Raw genomic sequence first — 20,480 nt, forward strand, 5'->3', positions numbered from 1 at the left:
ATGTTCTCCTCCTTACTCACCGTACACGTATTTTAAAGCCGATTCCGCTTCTGCATAAGGAGCGTTTTCAGCATAATCTGTTGCATCATTAACGATGTTCATAATATCATCAAGCATTTGTTTTTCTCGTTCATCAGTTAACACGTTAACCTCTTTTAAATAAGTCGCAAAGTACGCAAGCGGATCGCTCTTTTTAGCTTCAGACAATTCTTCTGCTCCGCGATATGCACGATCATCGTCATCACTTGAATGGGCAGTCAAACGTTCTGAAACAGTTTCAATAAGAGTAGGCCCTTCTCCTCTGGATGCACGATCTCTTGCTTCTTTTACCACTCGGTATACTTCAAGGACGTCGTTTCCATCAATTGTGTAGCCTGGCATGCCATATCCAATTGCACGATCAGATACTTTTGCGCATCCTAGCTGCTTTTCAACCGGAACAGAAATCGCATACTTGTTATTTTCACACATAAAGATAACAGGAAGCTTATGAACACCTGCAAAGTTCGCGCCTTCGTGGAAATCTCCTTGGTTGGAAGATCCTTCTCCAAACGTAACAAACGTTACTAAGTCTTTTTTCTCCAATCGTCCTGCTAAAGCGATTCCTACTGCATGAGGCACCTGTGTTGTAACTGGAGAAGATCCTGTTACAATTCGCTTTTCCTTATGCCCAAAGTGACCTGGCATTTGACGACCTCCTGAGTTTGGATCTTCTGCTTTAGCAAACCCAGAAAGCATTAAATCACGCGCAGTCATTCCAAATGCTAGCACAACACCCAGATCGCGGTAATAAGGTAATATGTAATCATTCTCTCTATTTAAGGCAAAAGCTGCGCCAACTTGAGCGGCTTCTTGACCTTGACATGAAATAACAAAAGGCACCTTCCCTGCACGATTTAATAGCCACATACGCTCATCAATTTTTCGTGCAAGCAGCATAGTGCGGTACATTTCAAGTACTTGTTCATCAGTTAATCCTAATGATTCATGACGGTTTTTTGTCATGTTTAAACCTCCTTTAATCATCAAAAATGAATCGCTTTTCCATCTACAGCTAATGAAGCTTCTCCCATCGCTTCTGAAAGGCTAGGGTGAGGATGAATGGTATGAGCAATTTCCCATGGTGTAGCATCCAATACCTTTGCAAGACCTGCTTCAGAAATCATATCCGTCACGTGAGGTCCAATCATATGCACACCAAGGACATCATTTGTGTCGGCATCAGCAATAATTTTAACAAATCCCTCTGCCTCTCCATATACAAGAGCTTTTCCAATGGCCTTAAACGGAAACTTTCCAACCTTCAGCTGAAACCCTTGCTGTTTTGCTTCTTGTTCTGTTAATCCTACACTTGCTGCCTCCGGGCTGCTGTATACGCATTTAGAGATTGTTGTATAATCAATCTTCAAAGGCTTTTCACCATGTAAATGCTCAACAGCTACAATTCCTTCGTGAGAAGCTACATGTGCAAGCTGCAGTCCGCCAATCACATCTCCAATTGCGTAGATATGAGATTCTTTCGTTTGATAAAAATCATTTGTGGCAATCACACCGTTTTCTACTACAATATCGGTATTCTCGAGACCAATTCCTTCGACATTCGCTTGACGCCCTACAGATACAAGCAGCTTTTCTGCTTCATATTCTTGCATATCGTCTCCTACTTGAGCGGAAATTTTCACCTGACCATCAATAGACAGTGTATCAGCCATTACTTTAGCAGAAGTAATAATGGTAACTCCTTTTGCTTTTAAAAGCTTCGTCATTTCACGGGAGATATCTTGATCTTCTGTTGGTAAAATTCGATCGCTGTATTCAACAACCGTTACATCAACATCAAAATCTGTGAGCATTGACGCCCATTCAATTCCGATAACGCCGCCTCCCACAATAATAATAGAAGCAGGAAGTGTTTCCATCTTTAATGCTTCATCTGAAGTGATTACTTTCTCTCCGTCAATCGTTAAACCAGGTAATGTTCTAGGACGAGACCCGGTTGCGACAATTACATTCTTTGGAATAAGCATTTCGTTCTCTTCACCGCTTTTTAATTCGACGGAGATAGTTCCTGGCATAGGAGAAAAAATAGAAGGTCCTAAAATACGTCCAATTCCTTCATATACCTCAATTTTACCTTTTTTCATTAGCTGTTTGACACCATTATGTAACTGTGAAACAATTTCTGACTTTCGTTCTTGTACACGTGCATAGTTCAATAGTACATTGGACGTTTCTACGCCAAATTCACTGCTTTTCTTAGCCGTTTGATAGACTTCTGCACTTCTTAGTAAAGCTTTGCTTGGGATACACCCTGCGTGCAGGCATGTGCCGCCTAACTTATTTTTTTCCACAACCGCTACCGATAGACCTAACTGAGAGGCACGAATAGCTGCTACGTACCCTCCGGTTCCACCGCCGAGAATGACCAAATCATATTCTTTTGCCACACTGCTTCACACCTTTCTGCAAACGCTATTAAGCGCCTTTATATTCCTTCACTTCTTCTTCACCTGTAAGCACTCGTAGAGCCCCTTCAGCTAGCGCTTGAAGCTCATTTTCTCCAGGATAAACAATGACATCTGCAATCCACTTTACATGATTAATAATCAGCTCAACAAACGCTTTTGAATAAGCAATGCCTCCCGTTAAAATAATGGCATCTACTTTTCCATGCAATACCGTACTGGCAGCTCCAATTTCCTTCGAAATTTGATAAGCCATTGCTTCGTAGATAAGCTTAGCTTTTTCGTTTCCATTTTTAACCATCAATTCGACTTTCTGCACGTCAGATGTGCCCAAATAACCGACAAGCCCGCCTTTTCCTACAAGCATTTTCATAATCTCCTCGCGGTAATACTGACCTGAAAAGCAAAGACGAACTAATTCACCAACCGGTACACCGCCAGCGCGCTCTGGACTAAAAGGACCGTCACCGTGCAGGCCATTATTCACATCAATTACTTTTCCGCGTTGATGAACTCCGACTGTAATGCCTCCACCCATATGGGTAACAATAACGTTCATTTGTTCATATGTGCTATTCATTTCTTTAGCCACTTTTCGAGCAACCGATTTTTGATTCAGCGCGTGAAAGATGCTTTTCCTTTCCATAAAAGGAGTTCCTGAGATACGAGCGATGTCACTTAGCTCATCTACCACCACTGGATCAACAATGTACGCTGGAATATTTAATCCAGACGCAATCTCAAAAGCTAAAATCCCGCCTAAATTTGAAGCATGATGGCCGGCATAACCGTCTTTTAAATCTTTGAGCATGGCTTGATTTACTTCATATGTGCCGCCTTCAATCGGGCGTAAAAGCCCTCCTCTTCCACATACTGCACTTAATTTAGATAAATTAATCCCTTCTTCATCAAGTGCCTCTAAAATCGAGTTTTTACGGAACTCATACTGTGCATATATCGTCTCAAACTGATTCATTTGCTGTGAATCGTAGCGGATTGTTCGATCAAAAATTGGTTTATCGTTGTGAAACACGCCAATTTTTGTGGACGTTGAACCCGGATTTATTATCAGCATTCGATATTCGTGCATATCCAACACATGTCCTCCTACCTTATCATTCTCATAAACGAAGGCTAGGTCGAAAGGATTTCATTTATTCCTTTTGCCTAGCCTTCAGCTCAAACATTAGCGCGTATGACGTCTACTTAAAATATGCTGTCCATTTTGTAAAAATTGACTGCGTGAACGACGCAGCTTTTCAATTCTTTCTTCAGCTAAGCGATCTGCTGCTAGATAGGTTGGAATGCCATCTCGCTTTGAGATTTCAACTACCTTTTCAATATTATCATAAATACCTTCAACTTTTTTCAGCGCACGCTCACGGTTATATCCAACTAGCTCATCAGCTACGTTAATAACGCCTCCTGCGTTAATAACATAGTCGGGTGCATATACAATGCCTAATTCATGAATTAAATCACCATGACGCGTTTCTTTCAATTGATTATTAGCTGCCCCTGCAATAACTTTTGCTTTTATTTGAGGGATCGTTTCATCGTTAATCGTTGCTCCGAGTGCACAAGGAGCATAGATATCACATTCTACACCATAAATATCATTCGGGTCTACTGCTTGCGCACCAAATTCTTCTACCGCACGCTGAACAGCTTCTTTATTAATATCCGTTACAATAAGTTTCGCTCCTTCTTCGTGAAGGTGGCGGCATAAATTATATGCTACGTTTCCTACACCTTGGACAGCTACTACTTTTCCTTCAAGCATATCTGTTCCAAATGCTTCTTTTGCTGCTGCTTTAATTCCTCGGTATACGCCGTAGGCTGTGACTGGTGATGGATTGCCTGATGAACCAAAAGCAGGAGATACACCCGTTACATAATCCGTTTCCTCATATACAATATCCATATCCTCTACCGTTGTTCCCACATCTTCTGCTGTAATATATCGACCATTTAACCCTTGAATAAAGCGACCAAATGCACGGAACATCGCTTCATTTTTGTCTTTGCGAGGATCTCCGATAATAACCGTTTTCCCTCCTCCTAAATTCAAGCCTGCTGCTGCATTTTTATAAGTCATTCCGCGTGATAGACGAAGCGCATCTTCAATTGCAGCCTCTTCTGATTCATATGTCCACATTCTCGTACCGCCTAGAGCTGGTCCAATTGTTGTATCGTGAATGGCAATAATGGCTTTTAAGCCTGAATCTTTATCTTGGCAAAATAATAACTGCTCGTAATCGTATGTTTCCATATAGTCAAAAATTTTCATTGTTAGTGCCTCCTAAGAATTCTGTTGAGCGACGCTGATAGCAAGCGCCAGTGAGTATAATTTACTTTCTGATGAATCTGCTCTGGATGTTAAGACGACCGGAGCTTTTGCTCCTGCTAGAATAGCTCCAACTTTTGCTTTAGCAAAATAAATGAGGGATTTATATAAGACGTTCCCTGTTTCAATTGCTGGAACGAGTAATATATCTGCTTGACCGGCAACTTCACTTTGAATGCCTTTTTGCTTGGCTGCTTCTATGTTAATGGCATTGTCGAGTGCTAAAGGTCCATCAATAACGCAGCCTTTAATTTGTCCTCTGCGGTTCATCTGTGTAAGAAGCGCAGCCTCTACTGTTGCAGGCATCAAAGGGTTCACAACTTCAACCGCTGCAATAGGAGCTACCTTTGGCATCTCTACCCCAATAGAGTGGGCAACGTTCACCGCATTTTGAATGATTTGAACTTTCTCTTCCAGAGACGGCGTAATATTCATAGCTGCATCTGTTACAAGAATCGGACGGTCATAGTGAGGAACGTCAAACACAGCTACATGTGATAAAACATTTCCCGTACGCAAACCATGCTCTTTATTTAACACAGCTTTTAAGATAAGCGATGTGGATAAATTCCCTTTCATTACGATATGAGCTTGACCTTGCTGAACTGAACGCACAGCCAATTGAGCCGCTTCTAAAACGGACTCCGTATGTACGACCGTCACAGCCTTATGAGTGAGTAAGGATGGGCGGTACTGCCTGAATAATTCATTAATTGTCGTTTCGTTGCCAAACAAAATAAATTCAGAAACTTCCCTTGACACAGCTTCATACACTGCCTCAATTGTTTCTAAGTCTTCAGCTGCAGCAACAGCAACAGTCAAAGAAGACTGCTTAGCAACCCGAGATAAGATGGTAGCAAGAGTCATGGAATGTTCGACCTCTCCTTTTTCATTCTTTCGTTTGCTCCGTTTTAAAGAGCATACTGCGCGTTTATGCAGTCACCTAAAATACATGCAAGATTTGTGCCATCCTCTGCATATATTACATAATATAGCTGCTTATATCCGTTCTTACGCACAAAAAAAATTTTTTATTGATTCTAACAACAAATAGAAAAAAAGAATACCTCTTTATTTATATGCAATAAATTGCACACCATGCATTTTATTGCATGCTGTTATTTGCAAGATTGTATTTTTCCAACTTATAATACAAAGAACGCAGGGAAATATTAAGCTGTTTTGCTGTTTTCGTTCGGTTATACTCGTTTGCAAGCAGCACTTTTTGAATAAGTTCCGCTTCGTAATTTTCCATCATGTGCGCTAAAGTCTTCCCTTCGAACATTACCTCTTCATTCACCTGATTTTTTTCTTTATTGCCCTTGCCTTCAAGTGAAGGGAGATGAACAGAATCAATCATTGTTTCTGTATAGTGCATATAAATAATCGCTCTACCTAATATGTTTTCAAGCTCTCTGACATTTCCTGGCCAGTCGTATGATCTTAATGACTGTAAAGCCCGCTCTGTTACTCCTTCAACATGTCGGCCGTAATCTTGATTAATTTTTGTAATTAAGTGTGTAACAAGCGCACCAATATCCTCTTTTCTCTTCCGAAGTGGAGGTATGTGAATCGGAATTTTGTTTAGCCGATAATACAAGTCCTGTCTGATGCTTCCATCAGCCATTCCTTTTTCTAAATTCACATTCGTAGCTGCAATAACGCGAACATTCACCGGAATAGGAGTCGTTCCTCCAACGCGAATAAGCTCTTTTTCTTGAAGAACCCGAAGCAGCTTAGCCTGCATATGAGCTGAGAGCTCCCCGATTTCATCTAAAAAGATGCTACCGTTATTGGCTTCTTCAAAAACGCCGCGTTTCCCGCCTCTTTTTGCCCCGGAAAAAGCTCCTTCTTCGTACCCAAAAAGTTCACTTTCAAGCAAAGACTCAGAAAGCGCAGCACAGTTAATCCGGACAAATTTATTAAACTTTCGGCTGCTCGCATTATGAATAGCATGTGCAAACAACTCTTTACCCGTCCCAGATTCACCTCTAAGCAAAACAGTAGCTGGTGTTTTAGCAGCAAGTCTAGCCTGCTCAATTGCTAACTGAAACTCTTCAGATTGACCAATGATATCAGCAAATGAATATTTCGCTTCAAGCGTTCGGATAATTTGACGCGCTCTTTTGAGTTCATTTGTAAGCTCTTGAATTTCAGACATATCATGAATAACGCCAACGCTGCCTTTTAATTTTCCATCAACAATAACGGGTGCAACATTCACAACTACGTCTCTTTTACTCGGACCGAGCCTCATCCTTACACCTCGAACAGGACGCCTTGTTTGCAGCACCTTCATGTGCATACTGTCTCCTTCAGAGATATCGGCAGTCGCGGGCTGACCAATAATATCCGTCTTTTTTAAACCCGTAATTCTCGTATAAGCAGGATTAATTAAAATCCCTCTTCCTTCTTCATCCACAACCGAAATAGCTTCTTCAGAAGATTGAATAATAGCTTGAAGCATAGTTTGTACTTCTTTTAAGTTCGTAACTTCTTCTGCCAATCCGACAACGTCCGTAATATCTTTAAAAATCGAAAAGGCCCCAAACAGCTCTCCATTCTCGTCGAGTATTGGTATTCTAGTCGTAATTACCTTGCGTCCGCTATCTAACACAAATTCACTATTTTGATCAATCGTTTTTGTATGAAGAACATCAACAAGTTTACTATTTGGAATGACTTTATGAAGATGCTTACCAATTACATCTCTGTGTGAAAAGTTCGTCAAACGCTCAGCACTTTGATTAAATAGCGTAATATATCCATTCCTATCAATCACGACCATCGCATCATGAGCCGCGTTAAAAATAAGATCATATTTATACGATTCTTGCTTTAACCGCTGAATTAACTCTTCTTTTTCCTCCATCAGATTGGCCATAATTTCAGCAACCAATCCCGGCACTACCAGTGCATCAGCGGGTTTGCTTCTTTGCAATTGTTGAAAGACGCCTTGTTTACCTGTTGTTTCAACAATGACATCGAGCTGCTTTGTCATATAAGGCTCCCAATTCATTCCGGTTGAAATATCTTGTTCTTGCGCATGCAAAACAGCCGGCGCGTTAGCTCGTACGTCTACTACACCAATCACTTTCATAAATTCTGTTTCCAACAAGATTTTCAGAATAGCTAATCCGCCTTTTCCTCCTCCAACAATCAACACATTTTGCATATTTTTTCACCTTTTCTACTTAATATGTACATATTCCGTGCAAAATATTGCATATACCTATCATATAAAAAAAGAAACGCTCTTGACAATTTATTTAGTTCTTTTATGATTCAAGTATAACGGTTTGTTAATGTAAACGCATTCATTTTAAAAAAAGAGAAGAGAAAGGAGCAGTTATGGTTCGAATTATCGCACTGCTAATCTTACTTATTCCTGGTATACTCGCTGGCTATGGCATTAAACTTATGAGAGATATGATTTTTGGCATCCTGCAATCCCCGTTCCCTTCTTTATTTTTGCAATTTTCAGTCGGTCTTCTATTATTTTTAATCGGCCTTGGATTTGTTGCTGGCTTTATTCTGCACAGAGACCGCAAGCGAAACAAAGTTCAAAACAGATTTCAAAAAGATAAAAAAACATCGCATTAATGCGATGTTTTTTTACGAAAAGCGCCCTCCAAATTGCTTCACCATTTTTTCTGGATAATCGGTAATAACGGATTCACATCCATATTTTCGAAGCTGCTCAGCTACTTTTACATCATTTACTGTGTAAGGTCGCACTGGAATTTGACAATCTTTTGAAGCGGCTACATTTACTTCATTAACGGTACGTTGATTAGGGTGAAGAGCTTTTGCGCCAAGATGCTGCGCATATACCCAAGGCTCATACATCGGATAAGAATATAAAATAGCTGTTTCAATCGTAGAATCCAGAGAACCAATTCGGGCTAAGCTGTTATGATTAAAAGATGAAATCATCGTTCGATCCTTCATCTTGTATAAATAAATTAAATCCAAGACTTTCATTTCCAAGTATGGATAGTCAAATATATTGTTTTTCAACTCAATATTTACGCTAATTCCTTCACTTAAAGCCCACTCCATTACTTCATTTAACGTGGGGATTTTACATACTCCATACTTTTTTTTGAACTTATAGCTCGCATCTAATTTTTGTAAATCTTGATACGTAAAATCTTTTACATACCCTTTTCCATTCGTCGTTCGATCTACTTTTTCATCATGAATTACAGCAAGTTCTCCATCCTTTGTCATATGAACATCAAGTTCAATTCCGTGTGCTCCAACTCTCGCTGCTTCTTTGAAGGAAATCATCGTATTTTCAGGAAACGTTCCAGCTGCGCCGCGATGACCTATTACAAACATACTTGCTCAACTCCTCTATTATCACTTATTATTAACTTTAGCATTACTTAATAGTGAAAGCACGAATTTACTGTTTATACTTTTTTACTTTCATTACTTTATATGCAAAAGGAGGTCGTTGTGTATGAGACCACTGCAAATTTCACCGGATACAGCCGTAAAATTAGCGGAACAATTAAATATCCCCCTCGAGCAATTAATGCATATGCCTCAGCATATTTTGCTGCAGAAACTTGCTGAATTAAATGCGGACGAAGATAAAAAAGGATCTGAATAACAGATCCTTTTTTCTTTCGAATTTTCATTTCCAAAAATAGTATTACCTTCTCACTTCATTCCCCATAACATATATTAGAATATTTAATAATATAAATGTATTTTTAAAAATGCTTTTAAATAAGTAATTTAATACTTTTTTGTGTATATTTAATTATTTTTTGATTTTTCCATATAATTTCATTGACGAAATTATTGTTTTTCTACTAAAATAAAAATACATTATATTTATTCCAGTACTTATATTCTGATTTTTTGATCAATTCAAAAAAAAGAATTAAATAGTATGAGAAAAATTTAGGGGGACTTCATTATGCAAGCAGCTGTACAACACGAAAATCAGCAGCCAAATGGGTCTAGGAAAAAACATCCTCCTGGACTGTACTTATTATTCGCTACTGAGGCATGGGAAAGGTTTAGTTATTATGGAATGAGAGCCATTCTGGTTCTTTATTTAACTGCTACCGCTGCTCAAGGTGGACTCGGGGTAGATAAAGCAACTGCACTGAGCTTATATGGAACATTCACTAGTGCTGTTTACATTACGCCAATGATTGGCGGATATTTAACAGACCGCTTCCTCGGAAGAAGGTTAGCCATCACTATCGGTGGTGTGATTATGGCACTTGGGAATTTTTCCATCTTCATTCATCAAAGTGTAGCCGCTTTGTATATCGGACTTGCTTTATTAATTATCGGAAACGGATTTTTCAAACCAAATATCTCCACATTGGTCGGAGATCTGTATGAAGAAAATGATCCTCGCCGTGACGGTGCTTTTACCATTTTTTATATGGGTATTAACTTTGGTGCATTTTTCGCACCGTTAGTTGTTGGATTAATGAGTTACAAATACGGATTTTTAACAGCAGCTATTGGAATGGTTGTTGGACAAATTTTATTTAACCTACTGGCTAATCGCTACTTAGGTGATATCGGGAAAGAGCCTACAGGAAAAGTTCACGCAGCGGCATCTCAAACATCAACTGCTCCGCTGACAGTACGAGAAAAGAAAAGAACGGTTGCTATCGTTATTCTAGCCTTCGTTGTTATTGCTTTCTGGACAGCTTTTGAACAGGCTGGAAGTTCTTTAACGCTATATGCTCAAGATCAAATTAATCGTCAAATAGGTAGTTTCACGGTTCCAACAGAGTGGTTCCAATCATTGAATCCGCTGTTTATCATGATTTTAGCACCAATTATGTCACTAGTTTGGTACAAGCTAGGAAATTCAAAACGCGGTGATTTCAAAACGCCAACAAAAATGGGTATGGGACTTGTAACAGTCGGATTAGGATTCTTAATTTTAATTCCGGCCGTTATGTATACTGGTAATGATCCAGCTTTAAAAGTAAATATCCTGTTCATGATTTTCACTTACTTCCTGCACACGCTAGCTGAGCTTATGATTTCGCCAGTAGGGTTGTCTATGGTAAGTAGACTAGCTCCATTAAAGCTTGCTTCTCTTTTAATGGGCGTATGGATGGCAAGCTCTGCTGTCGCTAATAAGCTAGCGGGTGTTCTTGCATCTTATACACAGTCTTTAGGTTATTTCGATATCTTCAGCTTAATCGGAGCTGTAACAATTGTACTTGGAATTATTGTTCTGTTCCTTTCAAAACCGATTGCTAAATTAATGGATTAAAAAAAGCAGCCTTTTCTGAAGGCTGCTTTTTTTATAATTTACTCATCCATATCCCATTTAAAATATGGAGATAAATTTTTTAATGCATCTTCTAAATCTTTTTTCAAGTACAAAACCCTCATAACAATTAAATAAATTATTTCAATAAAATACACCACTATGGATATGAAGAAAAACAAGATGCACGTTCCATTAACCTCAATATTTTCACCTCTTACAACAAAATAAAAAGACCAATGAATGATTAAAATTCATCGGCCCTGCAGTAGAAAGTTTATTGGTTTTCAGTTTACTATCTAGTGTAAATTCCAAAAGTTTATCGGCATGTACTCTGTATTACAAAAGGTATCAGCTCACTCAAAACCCCGTAATTCCAGCAGTCCTATCCCTTTCAACTCGCTTTATGTTCAAGGCGTAATTTATCCGCAACCATGGCGATAAATTCACTATTTGTCGGCTTCGCTTTTGACATGCTGACAGTATATCCGAATAATGAAGAAATGGAATCAATGTTTCCTCGGCTCCATGCTACTTCAATGGCATGACGAATGGCGCGCTCAACGCGGCTTGCCGTTGTATTATATTTTTTTGCAATATCAGGATACAGTACTTTTGTAATCGACCCAAGCAGCTCAATATCCTTATATACCATTGAAATGGCTTCTCTCAAATACAAATAGCCTTTGATATGAGCAGGTACACCAATTTCGTGAATGATGCTCGTAATGCTTGCATCTAAATTTGCTGGTTTGCTGTCGCGATGTGAACGCATGGAAGAAGATGAACGTTGCATAAATGAAGATGTTTGTCCGCTAACTTGACGAATATGATTCACTAAGTTTTCCATATCAAACGGTTTTAGAATAAAATAAGCAGCTCCTAAATCCACCGCTTTTTTCGTTACGTCTTCTTGACCAAATGCTGTTAGCATAATGACATTTGGATAATTTTCTTTTTTCATTTCTTTTAACTGACCTAAAACTGCTAATCCATCTAGATGCGGCATAATAATGTCTAATACAAGAACATCCGGATCTTTATCTTTTAAAATGGATAAACACTCTTGTCCATTGTAAGCTACTCCGATTACTTCCATGTCTTCTTGCTCTGAAATATAATCTTCAAGCAAACCAATTAGTTCCCGATTATCATCAACCAAGCATACTTTAATTTTTTTCAATGCAGCTTCCTCCTCAGTCCTTTATGTTATACGTCGTTTCCTACGTGTCTCTATTCTTTATTCTAAAGGACAAATTCGACAATGCAACATTATTTCCTTTATTTTTTTAGAAAAAAGTCTTTTAAATGGAATTTATTCGGTTTTCTCTTATTTTCTTTGTTTTTCGACGTTTTTCTCGTACATTTACGACAATAATTTTTATCAAAAAAAGCGAACTAATGACAACATTAGCTCGCTTTTTTTCGATTATTTTTATAAATATCAATTCCTGCTTCGTTAAGCATCCATTCAATATGGACACCATAACCCGAGGTAGGATCATTTACAAAAACATGGGTAACCGCTCCAACGACTTTACCGTTTTGAATAATCGGGCTCCCGCTCATTCCTTGAACAATTCCACCTGTTTTCTTTAGCAATTTAGGATCTGTAATTTTAATAACCATTCCTTTAGTAGCCGGAAACTTTTGAGGTATAGTACTCATAATTTCAATATCAAATTCTTCCACTTGATCATCATCTACTACCGTTAGAATTTTAGCCGGTCCTTCTTTTACTTGATGAGATAGGGCAATTGGCATTGCTTTATCCATTATTCCGTTTTCCATCGTTGAAGACAATTTTCCAAAAATACCAAAAGGACTATTTCGTGTAATATTTCCAATGATTTGTCTATCTTCAGAAAACCTTGCTAGCTTTTCACCGGGAACGCCGTTAGAACCTTTTTCAATTGATGTAACGGTCGAACGGACAATTTGTCCATCTCCTACTACGATTGGCTTTTTTGTATCCATATCCGAAATAACGTGGCCTAAAGCGCCGTATTTTTTAGATTTTGGATCATAAAAAGTCATTGTGCCAATTCCTGCAGCTGAATCACGGATGTATAAACCGATTCTGTACGCATAATCTTGCTTATCTTTTAACGGATACAGCTTAGTGTCAAACTGCTTTTTTTCTCTTAAAATATGCAGATTTAATGGTTCACCCGTTTTTCCTGCCTGCTGAATAAACGGTGTAATATCACTCATTTTTTCAATGGTTTTACCATTAATCTTCGTAATCATATCTCCAACTTGAATACCCGCAATTTCGCCAGGAGATCTTTTACCTTTTGCTGTATCTACCTGATGATAGCCTACAACAAGAACACCTTTTGAATTTAATTTCACACCGATTGATTGTCCACCTGGAATGACTTTAAAATCAGATAATACCTGCACGTTTACACGCTTTACAGGAATACCGGCCAAATGAAGCATCAACTCTTCTTTGCCTACCTGTTTGCCTGCTACAGTCAGCTTCGCCTTGTTACTTGTTACATCGTAAACAGGTGATGAAGCTTCTACGCTAAGCGGTAATGTCGTATTAATTTTTTCTTTTTGCTGTTCAAATAAGACGATTTGTTTTGGAATGTGTATATATTGTTGCACAACTGGAATAAATCCTACAAAGATGAACGAAACAAGGAGAATCGCACCAATTATATGTCTGTATCGATTTTGCATGTTTTCACTCTCCTCGCTTCCTCGCCTAAATGGCTACACATTTAATTTAGCCTTCTTAGAGCGCATTTATAACAGAAGTTCAGAGAAAAATGAAAAGAAGTGCAAGGAAACATTTTCAGTTCCTCCATTTTGTATAAAAAAACACCTTTAACACATACTGTTACGTGTTAAAAGGTGTTTTTTTAAATGGTGTGCTTCATCTTATCCGCTAAATCTAAAAGCTCTTTGGCATGTTCCTTCGTTAAGCTTGTAATTTCAGCTCCTGCAATCATTCGACCAATTTCTTTTACTTTTTCATCAAGAGTTAATGGAAGAACAGATGTCGTTGTACGATCACCTTTTATCTCTTTAGCAATAAAGAGATGAGTATCTGCCATCGCTGCTACCTGAGGCAGATGAGATATACAGAGAACTTGTGAATCAACAGAAATAGCATGTATTTTTTCACCGATCGATTGAGCTACTCTTCCACTTACGCCTGTATCAACTTCATCAAAGATAATGGACGTCACGCCTTGATGCTTAGAGAAGATGCTCTTTAACGCCAGCATAATTCTTGACAGTTCTCCTCCTGATGCTACTTTTGCAAGAGGCTTTAAAGGTTCACCAGGATTGGTAGAAATATAAAATTCTACGTTGTCAATGCCGTCTTTGGTGAATTTTATTCTTTCTCCATTTAATTCAACGTCATTTTTACCTGCATTTACAACAGAGAATTTAATTTGAAATACGGTCTTAGCCATATACAGTTCTTGAAGCTCATGATGGATGCTGTCCGTTAACTCTTGAGCAAGTTTTTTTCGAATAGCTGAAACGTTATTAGCTTCTACTAATAAATCCTGTGCTACACTGTTTAACTGTTCTTTGATCTTGCTCACATGCGTATCTCGATTTTCAATACGATCAATTTCATCTTCAATTTGCGCTGCATATTCTAGAATTTCATCTACACTTTGACCATATTTACGCTTTAAGTGATTAATTTCATTTAAACGCGCTTCAATAAAGTCTAAGCGTTTGGGATCAAATTCTAATAAATCAAGCTGCTGACGAATTTTATAAGATGCGTCTTCTAGCTGATAGAAGCTCGATGAAATGATCTCAGAAATTTCGGCATAGTTTTTTTCCAGTGACGAAATATCCTCCGTATGATTCATTGCTACGCCTACCCAATCTAAACCTTGATGTTCACCGTGCAGCGCATTGTACGCATCGTTTAGCGACGTATAGATCTTTTCAAAGTTAGAAATCTTCAAACGCTCTTCATTTAGTTCCTCGTCTTCGTTCAGCTGCAAATTTGCCGCTTTGATTTCATCTAATTGAAATTGAATAAGATCGAGGCGATGTGCCATCTGCTGTTCATTTTCAGTTAATTGATCGAGCTGCTTTTTTAGCGATGTATACCTAGAAAATACCTCTCGATACTCCGTCAAAGCCTCTTCTACTTTTTCTCCTCCATATTGATCAAGAAGAGTTAAGTGACGATCTTGATTCATTAAATCTTGGTGCTCGTGCTGTCCATGTATATCAATTAACGTCTGTCCGACTTCACGTAGGATAGCTAACGTTACGAGCTTACCGTTGATGCGGCAAATACTTTTCCCATTTGTAGTGATATCTCGGCGAAGCACAATCATTCCATCTTCCACTTCCAAACCGACTTGTTTGGCTTTTTCGTGACTCGGATGCTGTTCTTCATCAAATAAGAAAAGTCCTTCAATTTCGGCTCTGTCTGTTCCGTGGCGTACAAACTCGGAAGAGCCTCTTCCACCTACTAACAATGAAATGGCATCAATAATAATCGATTTCCCCGCTCCTGTTTCGCCTGTTAATACCGTTAAGCCTTTTTCAAATGAAACAGAAAGTTCATCAATAATCGCAAAGTTTTTAATGGATAATTCAGCTAACAACCTGCTTCACTCACCTTTATAACATTTCTAAGAATCGGTCTGATATAATTTGCGTATCTTCAGGAGTACGGCAAATAATCAAACATGTATCGTCTCCACAAATTGTTCCTAATATTTCATCCCAGTCCAAATGATCAATTAATGCGCCAATCGCATTTGCATTTCCCGGTAATGTTTTCATCACCAACATATGCCCAGCTGAATCAATTTTTACAAATGCGTCCATAAGAGAGCGCTTTAACTTTTGTAAGGGATTAAAACGCTGATCTGCAGGCAAGCTGTATTTGTATCGACCATCCATCAAAGGCACTTTGACTAAGTGCAGTTCTTTAATATCACGAGAAATTGTTGCCTGTGTTACATTAAAACCTTGGTTTTTTAAAATATCTACCAATTCATCCTGTGTTTCAATATCATTATTCGTGATAATATCACGAATTTTAATATGTCTTTGCCCTTTATTCATGTTGGCACCTCACATTAATATGTAATCTTCTTTTTGTTTTGTTGTTTATAAGTCTTTCACTAATTAAGTATCATAATGTGTTCAACTTGATTATGCACCTTTTGTATAAAGAGTCATAATCAAATCGCCAATGCTAAGTCTTTGCTTAACATTGGCCATTATTACTTTTTCTCTTTTAACGTCTTATGTGCTTCTTCGACTACTTCACGCACAGTAAGCGGAGCTTGATTTTTACCAAGTTCACGCTCGCCTTTCCAGCGCAGGTGGAGAAGAAATTCGATATTTCCATCTCCTCCCGTTATCGGTGAATACGACATGTTATATACATCGTATCCTTGACGAAGCGAGAAATCCACCATGCCTTGAAGAACTTCTTCATGCACTTTTGAATCACGCACGATTCCTTTTTTCCCAACTTGCTCTCTTCCAGCCTCAAACTGTGGCTTAACGAGCGCAACAACATCGCTGTGTGGAACAAGAAGTTTTTTTAACACAGGAAGAATGAGTCTTAAGGAAATAAATGATACATCAATAGAAGCGAATTCAGGCAAGCCTCTTGATAAATCAGCTGGCGTCACATAACGGAAATTTGTTCGTTCCATTACTTCTACTCGTTCATCTTGACGAAGCTTCCAAGCTAGCTGATTATAGCCTACGTCTAGCGCATAGGACATCTTCGCTCCATTTTGAAGCGCACAATCAGTAAAGCCTCCAGTAGAAGAACCAATATCAATCATGATTTTATCCGCTACATGGACATTAAATTCTTTAATCGCTTTTTCAAGCTTAAAGCCGCCTCTGCTGACGTAAGGCATCACTGCACCTTTAATTGTCAGCGGCGTATCGCGTTCAATTTTCTCTCCCGGCTTATCCAAACGGACTTCATTCGCATAGACAAGTCCTGCCATCACTGTACGCTTTGCTTTTTCTCTTGTTTCAATCAAACCTCGTTCTACTAATAATACATCTACTCGTTCTTTTTTTGTCACTTAACTTCAAGCCTCTTTTGTGTTGGTGTTACGAGTTTTTTAACTCGATTTATAATCTCTTCTTTGGTTAAGCCAATTTCTTCTAAAAGTTTTGTTACGCTGCCGTGCTCGATAAAGCGATCTGGAATCCCCATACGTTCAACGCGCGTATCATAATAGCCGTGCTCTGATGCAAACTCTAACACCGCGCTTCCAAAACCGCCTTGAAGTACCGCTTCTTCTACCGTAATCACAGGCTTACTAGTTTGGAAAATCTCATGAAGCATTTTTTCATCCAGCGGTTTAATAAAACGAGCATTTACCACTTTGACGCTGATTCCTTGCTTCTCAAGTTCTGCTGCTGCATCCATCGCCATTGAAATCGTTGTACCAAACGTTAAAATGGTTGTATCTGAACCTTCTTTTAATACGTCCCATGTACCGATCGGAATGTTTTTCAGTTCTGAATCTAGTTCAACACCTAATCCGTTTCCTCTAGCATAGCGCATAGCAATCGGACCTTCTTCATAAGTCAAAGCAGTGTGAACCATGTGCTGGCCTTCATTCTCGTCTTTTGGCATCATAATAACAAGGTTAGGCAAATGACGTAAGAATGCAATATCAAACACGCCTTGATGCGTTTCACCATCAGCACCTACTAGTCCAGCGCGATCAATCCCAATAAATACATTTAGCTTCTGACGGCAAATATCATGAACCACTTGATCGTATGCACGCTGTAAAAACGTAGAATAAATAGCTAAAAAGGGCTTCATATTTTGAGTTGCAAGACCCGCTGCCATTGTTGTTGCATGCTGCTCTGCAATCCCAACATCAAACATGCGATGCGGAAACTCTTTTTGAAATGCTTCGAGTTTTGAACCCACAGGCATTGCTGGCGTTACGGCTACAATGCGATCATCTTCCCTAGCCATCTTCAATACCGTATCACTTACTAGTTTACTCCAAGCAATCGGAACATTTTTGTCTTTAATAAAGTCACCGGACTCAATTTTGTAAGGGCCTGTACCATGCCATGCTCCGCTTTTATCGCTTTCCGCCGGCAAGTACCCTTTCCCTTTTTTCGTAATAACGTGAATCAGTACCGGACCTTTTGTTTTCTTTGCATATTGTAACGTTTCCAATAAATCATCATAGCTATGGCCATCAACCGGGCCTAAATACGTAAAGCCAAGGTCTTCAAAGAACATGCCTGACACGACCATATACTTTAGGCCATCTTTTACACGTTCTGCCGTTGCCGCAAGCTTACCGCCTACTGCAGGCACTTTTTTCAGCAAGACTTCAAGCTCATCTTTTACCCAGTTGTATTTGCCTGCCGTGCGCAAACGTCCTAGAATACTGTGTACAGCCCCCACGTTAGGAGCGATAGACATTTCATTGTCATTTAAAATAACGGTCATATCCGTTTGCTCGTGCCCGATGTGGTTAAGCGCTTCAAGAGCCATACCACCTGTTAAAGCTCCGTCACCAATGATAGGAACAATATGAGCTTTTGTTTTTTGCAAATCTCTTGCAGCAGCCATTCCCATTGCGGCTGAAAGAGATGTAGAACTATGTCCCGTTTCCCATACGTCATGCTCACTTTCGTCACGCTTTGGAAAACCGCATAATCCTTTATATTGACGGATTGTATCAAACTCTCCCGCTCTTCCTGTTAAAATTTTATGGACATACGACTGATGCCCGACGTCCCATAAAAATTTATCTTTTGGGCTGTCGAACACTTTATGGAGTGCAAGCGTTAACTCAACAACCCCCAAATTCGGCCCTATATGACCACCAGTTGCAGAAAGCTTTGTAATTAAAAAACGACGAATCTCTTCACTTAGTTCTTCTAATTGTGTTACTGACATTTTCTTTAAAAACTCAGGATTTTTTATCGTTGTAAGATCCAAGGTGGATCACTCACTTTCGTACTTGTTATAAAGTTACCTTAATACATTGTCTATTGTTTTATACGTATAGTCAATTTTTAGTATTTCCTTATTACTTACAATACCTTTGATATTCTATCAGTAAACCAGTGATATTCAAAGGAAAACAGTGAAAAAATAGCCGCTAACACAAATGTGATAACGGCCACCAAGATATTGTATATGTCTTTCAAACCTATGCACTACGCTTTTATACAGTAGTAAAATTATTATAGCATAGCCCCTATTGGGACTCAATCTTATTTTACTGTATCACTCAAAAAAACCTGACAGAAATCGTCATTAACTATCACGTTTTGCTATATATAAACAAATTTCTTCTAGTAATCCGTGCTTAATTTGAGCTTGACGTAACGAGAGAAGTGCTTGTTCAACATGATACTGTAACTTTTCTTTGGCCGCTTCCATACCTAACAAAGAAGGATATGTCGTTTTTTCATTTTCTGTATCACTGCCAATTGGCTTTCCTAATTTTTCTTCAGACCCTTCCACATCCAAGATATCATCTTGAATTTGAAACGCTAACCCTACATGCTTACTGAATTCTTCTAATAATTCTTGCTGTAGAGGCGTAGCTTTTGCAAGAATAGCTCCTGCTTTTACACAAAACCCTAGCAGCTTCCCCGTTTTGTGAAGGTGAATATATTCAAGCTCGTCTAGCGTGAGCTGCTTTTTTTCCCCTTCCATATCCGCAACCTGTCCGCTGATCATACCTTCTGTTCCGCTTGCTTTTACCAGTTCTGTAATGAGCTGAAGCTTCATATGTGATGTAATCTCAGGATCTGCCGCTTCAGAAATGAGCTGAAAGCTATTTGTTAAAAGAGCATCTCCAGCTAATATAGCCGTTGCTTCGCCGTACACCTTGTGATTCGTTGGTTTACCTCTTCTTAAGTCGTCATCATCCATGCTAGGTAAATCATCGTGAATGAGAGAATATGTATGAATCATTTCCACTGCACATGCTGTTTCTAATCCCATGCTCTCGTCTTTTCCAAACGCATGTAGCGTTGCAAACAACAGCACTGGGCGAAGTCGCTTTCCTCCTGCAGTAAGGGAGTAAAGCATGGATTCCTTTAAGTTAACCGGAGCATGTAATGCTTTTACCACTTCAGGCAAGCGTGTTTCTACTCGATCTTTTGTAAAAGAAATATACTCTTTTAAATTCATTTCATTCACCATCACTCTTCCTCCTGTACCGAGAATGGCTCAAGCGTTCCGTCTTCACGTAAAATAGTTTCCATTTGCTTTTCAATATGCTGAAGACGATCGTGACAGAATTTTGAAAGAGTCATTCCTTCTTGGAATTGTTGAATTGCTTCTTCTAAAGGCACGTCGCCTTCTTCTAGCTTGTTTACGATGGTTTCTAACTGCTCCATCGCCTCTTCAAACGTATACTCTTTATTTGTCGCCATT

Annotated in this window: 18 protein-coding genes; 3 read left to right on the forward strand and 15 right to left on the reverse strand. The window is 38.9% G+C overall.

Going from position 1 to position 20,480, the window contains the following annotated elements:
• Positions 1-12: 12 nt before the first annotated feature.
• From ACFX4N_RS16690 to ACFX4N_RS16715, 6 genes are all read right to left on the reverse strand, one after another.
• Positions 13-1,005, reverse strand: coding sequence for a thiamine pyrophosphate-dependent dehydrogenase E1 component subunit alpha (locus ACFX4N_RS16690; protein WP_013084976.1), 993 nt, complete (start codon positions 1,003-1,005; stop codon positions 13-15).
• Positions 1,006-1,025: 20 nt separating this feature from the next.
• The gene (lpdA, locus tag ACFX4N_RS16695; RefSeq protein ID WP_057274011.1) at positions 1,026-2,447 is read right to left on the reverse strand and encodes a dihydrolipoyl dehydrogenase; all 1,422 of its coding nucleotides are present in this window, start codon (positions 2,445-2,447) and stop codon (positions 1,026-1,028) included.
• A 28-nt stretch (positions 2,448-2,475) separates the two neighbouring features.
• Positions 2,476-3,555 (reverse strand): butyrate kinase, encoded by a 1,080-nt coding sequence (gene buk, locus ACFX4N_RS16700; RefSeq protein WP_371388668.1) that lies wholly within the window; start codon positions 3,553-3,555, stop codon positions 2,476-2,478.
• Between the two features lie 96 nt (positions 3,556-3,651).
• A complete protein-coding gene (gene bcd, locus ACFX4N_RS16705; protein WP_013059125.1) occupies positions 3,652-4,755 on the reverse strand; it encodes a branched-chain amino acid dehydrogenase in 1,104 nt (367 codons plus the stop codon).
• Positions 4,756-4,767: 12 nt separating this feature from the next.
• A complete protein-coding gene (gene yqiS, locus ACFX4N_RS16710; protein WP_013059126.1) occupies positions 4,768-5,679 on the reverse strand; it encodes a phosphate butyryltransferase in 912 nt (303 codons plus the stop codon).
• Between the two features lie 238 nt (positions 5,680-5,917).
• Complete coding sequence (locus ACFX4N_RS16715) at positions 5,918-7,987, reverse strand: sigma-54 interaction domain-containing protein (RefSeq protein WP_013059127.1); 2,070 nt, start codon at positions 7,985-7,987, stop codon at positions 5,918-5,920.
• A 176-nt stretch (positions 7,988-8,163) separates the two neighbouring features.
• Here ACFX4N_RS16715 and ACFX4N_RS16720 point away from each other — a divergent pair, with 176 nt between their 5' ends.
• Positions 8,164-8,415: a DUF2627 domain-containing protein gene (locus ACFX4N_RS16720; protein ID WP_013059128.1), complete on the forward strand. Its 252-nt coding sequence runs from the start codon at positions 8,164-8,166 to the stop codon at positions 8,413-8,415.
• 12 nt (positions 8,416-8,427) lie between these two features.
• Here the strand turns inward: ACFX4N_RS16720 and ACFX4N_RS16725 are convergent, their stop codons facing one another.
• The gene (locus ACFX4N_RS16725; RefSeq protein WP_013059129.1) at positions 8,428-9,156 is read right to left on the reverse strand and encodes a glycerophosphodiester phosphodiesterase; all 729 of its coding nucleotides are present in this window, start codon (positions 9,154-9,156) and stop codon (positions 8,428-8,430) included.
• A gap of 124 nt (positions 9,157-9,280) precedes the next feature.
• Between ACFX4N_RS16725 and ACFX4N_RS16730 the strand changes: the two genes are divergently transcribed.
• Both ACFX4N_RS16730 and ACFX4N_RS16735 read left to right on the forward strand, forming a co-directional pair.
• Entirely contained in the window at positions 9,281-9,433 is a 153-nt protein-coding gene (locus ACFX4N_RS16730) for a YycC family protein (RefSeq protein ID WP_080564743.1), read from the forward strand.
• A 312-nt stretch (positions 9,434-9,745) separates the two neighbouring features.
• Positions 9,746-11,077 carry a peptide MFS transporter gene (locus tag ACFX4N_RS16735; protein WP_013059131.1) on the forward strand — a complete coding sequence of 444 codons (1,332 nt, stop codon included), beginning with the start codon at positions 9,746-9,748 and terminating at the stop codon, positions 11,075-11,077.
• Between the two features lie 391 nt (positions 11,078-11,468).
• Here the strand turns inward: ACFX4N_RS16735 and spo0A are convergent, their stop codons facing one another.
• From spo0A to ACFX4N_RS16775, 8 genes are all read right to left on the reverse strand, one after another.
• Complete coding sequence (spo0A, locus tag ACFX4N_RS16740) at positions 11,469-12,257, reverse strand: sporulation transcription factor Spo0A (RefSeq protein WP_013084985.1); 789 nt, start codon at positions 12,255-12,257, stop codon at positions 11,469-11,471.
• A 227-nt stretch (positions 12,258-12,484) separates the two neighbouring features.
• Positions 12,485-13,765, reverse strand: coding sequence for a SpoIVB peptidase (spoIVB, locus tag ACFX4N_RS16745; RefSeq protein WP_057274013.1), 1,281 nt, complete (start codon positions 13,763-13,765; stop codon positions 12,485-12,487).
• Between the two features lie 182 nt (positions 13,766-13,947).
• Positions 13,948-15,675, reverse strand: coding sequence for a DNA repair protein RecN (gene recN / locus ACFX4N_RS16750; protein WP_013059135.1), 1,728 nt, complete (start codon positions 15,673-15,675; stop codon positions 13,948-13,950).
• A 16-nt stretch (positions 15,676-15,691) separates the two neighbouring features.
• Positions 15,692-16,141 (reverse strand): transcriptional regulator AhrC/ArgR, encoded by a 450-nt coding sequence (gene ahrC, locus ACFX4N_RS16755; protein WP_013059136.1) that lies wholly within the window; start codon positions 16,139-16,141, stop codon positions 15,692-15,694.
• Between the two features lie 161 nt (positions 16,142-16,302).
• Positions 16,303-17,130, reverse strand: coding sequence for a TlyA family RNA methyltransferase (locus ACFX4N_RS16760; protein ID WP_057274014.1), 828 nt, complete (start codon positions 17,128-17,130; stop codon positions 16,303-16,305).
• A complete protein-coding gene (gene dxs, locus ACFX4N_RS16765; RefSeq protein WP_013059138.1) occupies positions 17,127-19,028 on the reverse strand; it encodes a 1-deoxy-D-xylulose-5-phosphate synthase in 1,902 nt (633 codons plus the stop codon). Before dxs ends, ACFX4N_RS16760 begins: the two co-directional genes overlap by 4 nt.
• 321 nt (positions 19,029-19,349) lie before the next feature.
• Positions 19,350-20,246, reverse strand: a complete 897-nt coding sequence (locus tag ACFX4N_RS16770; protein WP_098547617.1) for a polyprenyl synthetase family protein — start codon at positions 20,244-20,246, stop codon at positions 19,350-19,352.
• Positions 20,246-20,479: an exodeoxyribonuclease VII small subunit gene (locus ACFX4N_RS16775; RefSeq protein WP_013059140.1), complete on the reverse strand. Its 234-nt coding sequence runs from the start codon at positions 20,477-20,479 to the stop codon at positions 20,246-20,248. Before ACFX4N_RS16775 ends, ACFX4N_RS16770 begins: the two co-directional genes overlap by 1 nt.
• Position 20,480 lies beyond the last annotated feature (1 nt).

The organism is Priestia sp. YIM B13551, from assembly GCF_042787905.1.
Classification (GTDB): domain Bacteria; phylum Bacillota; class Bacilli; order Bacillales; family Bacillaceae_H; genus Priestia.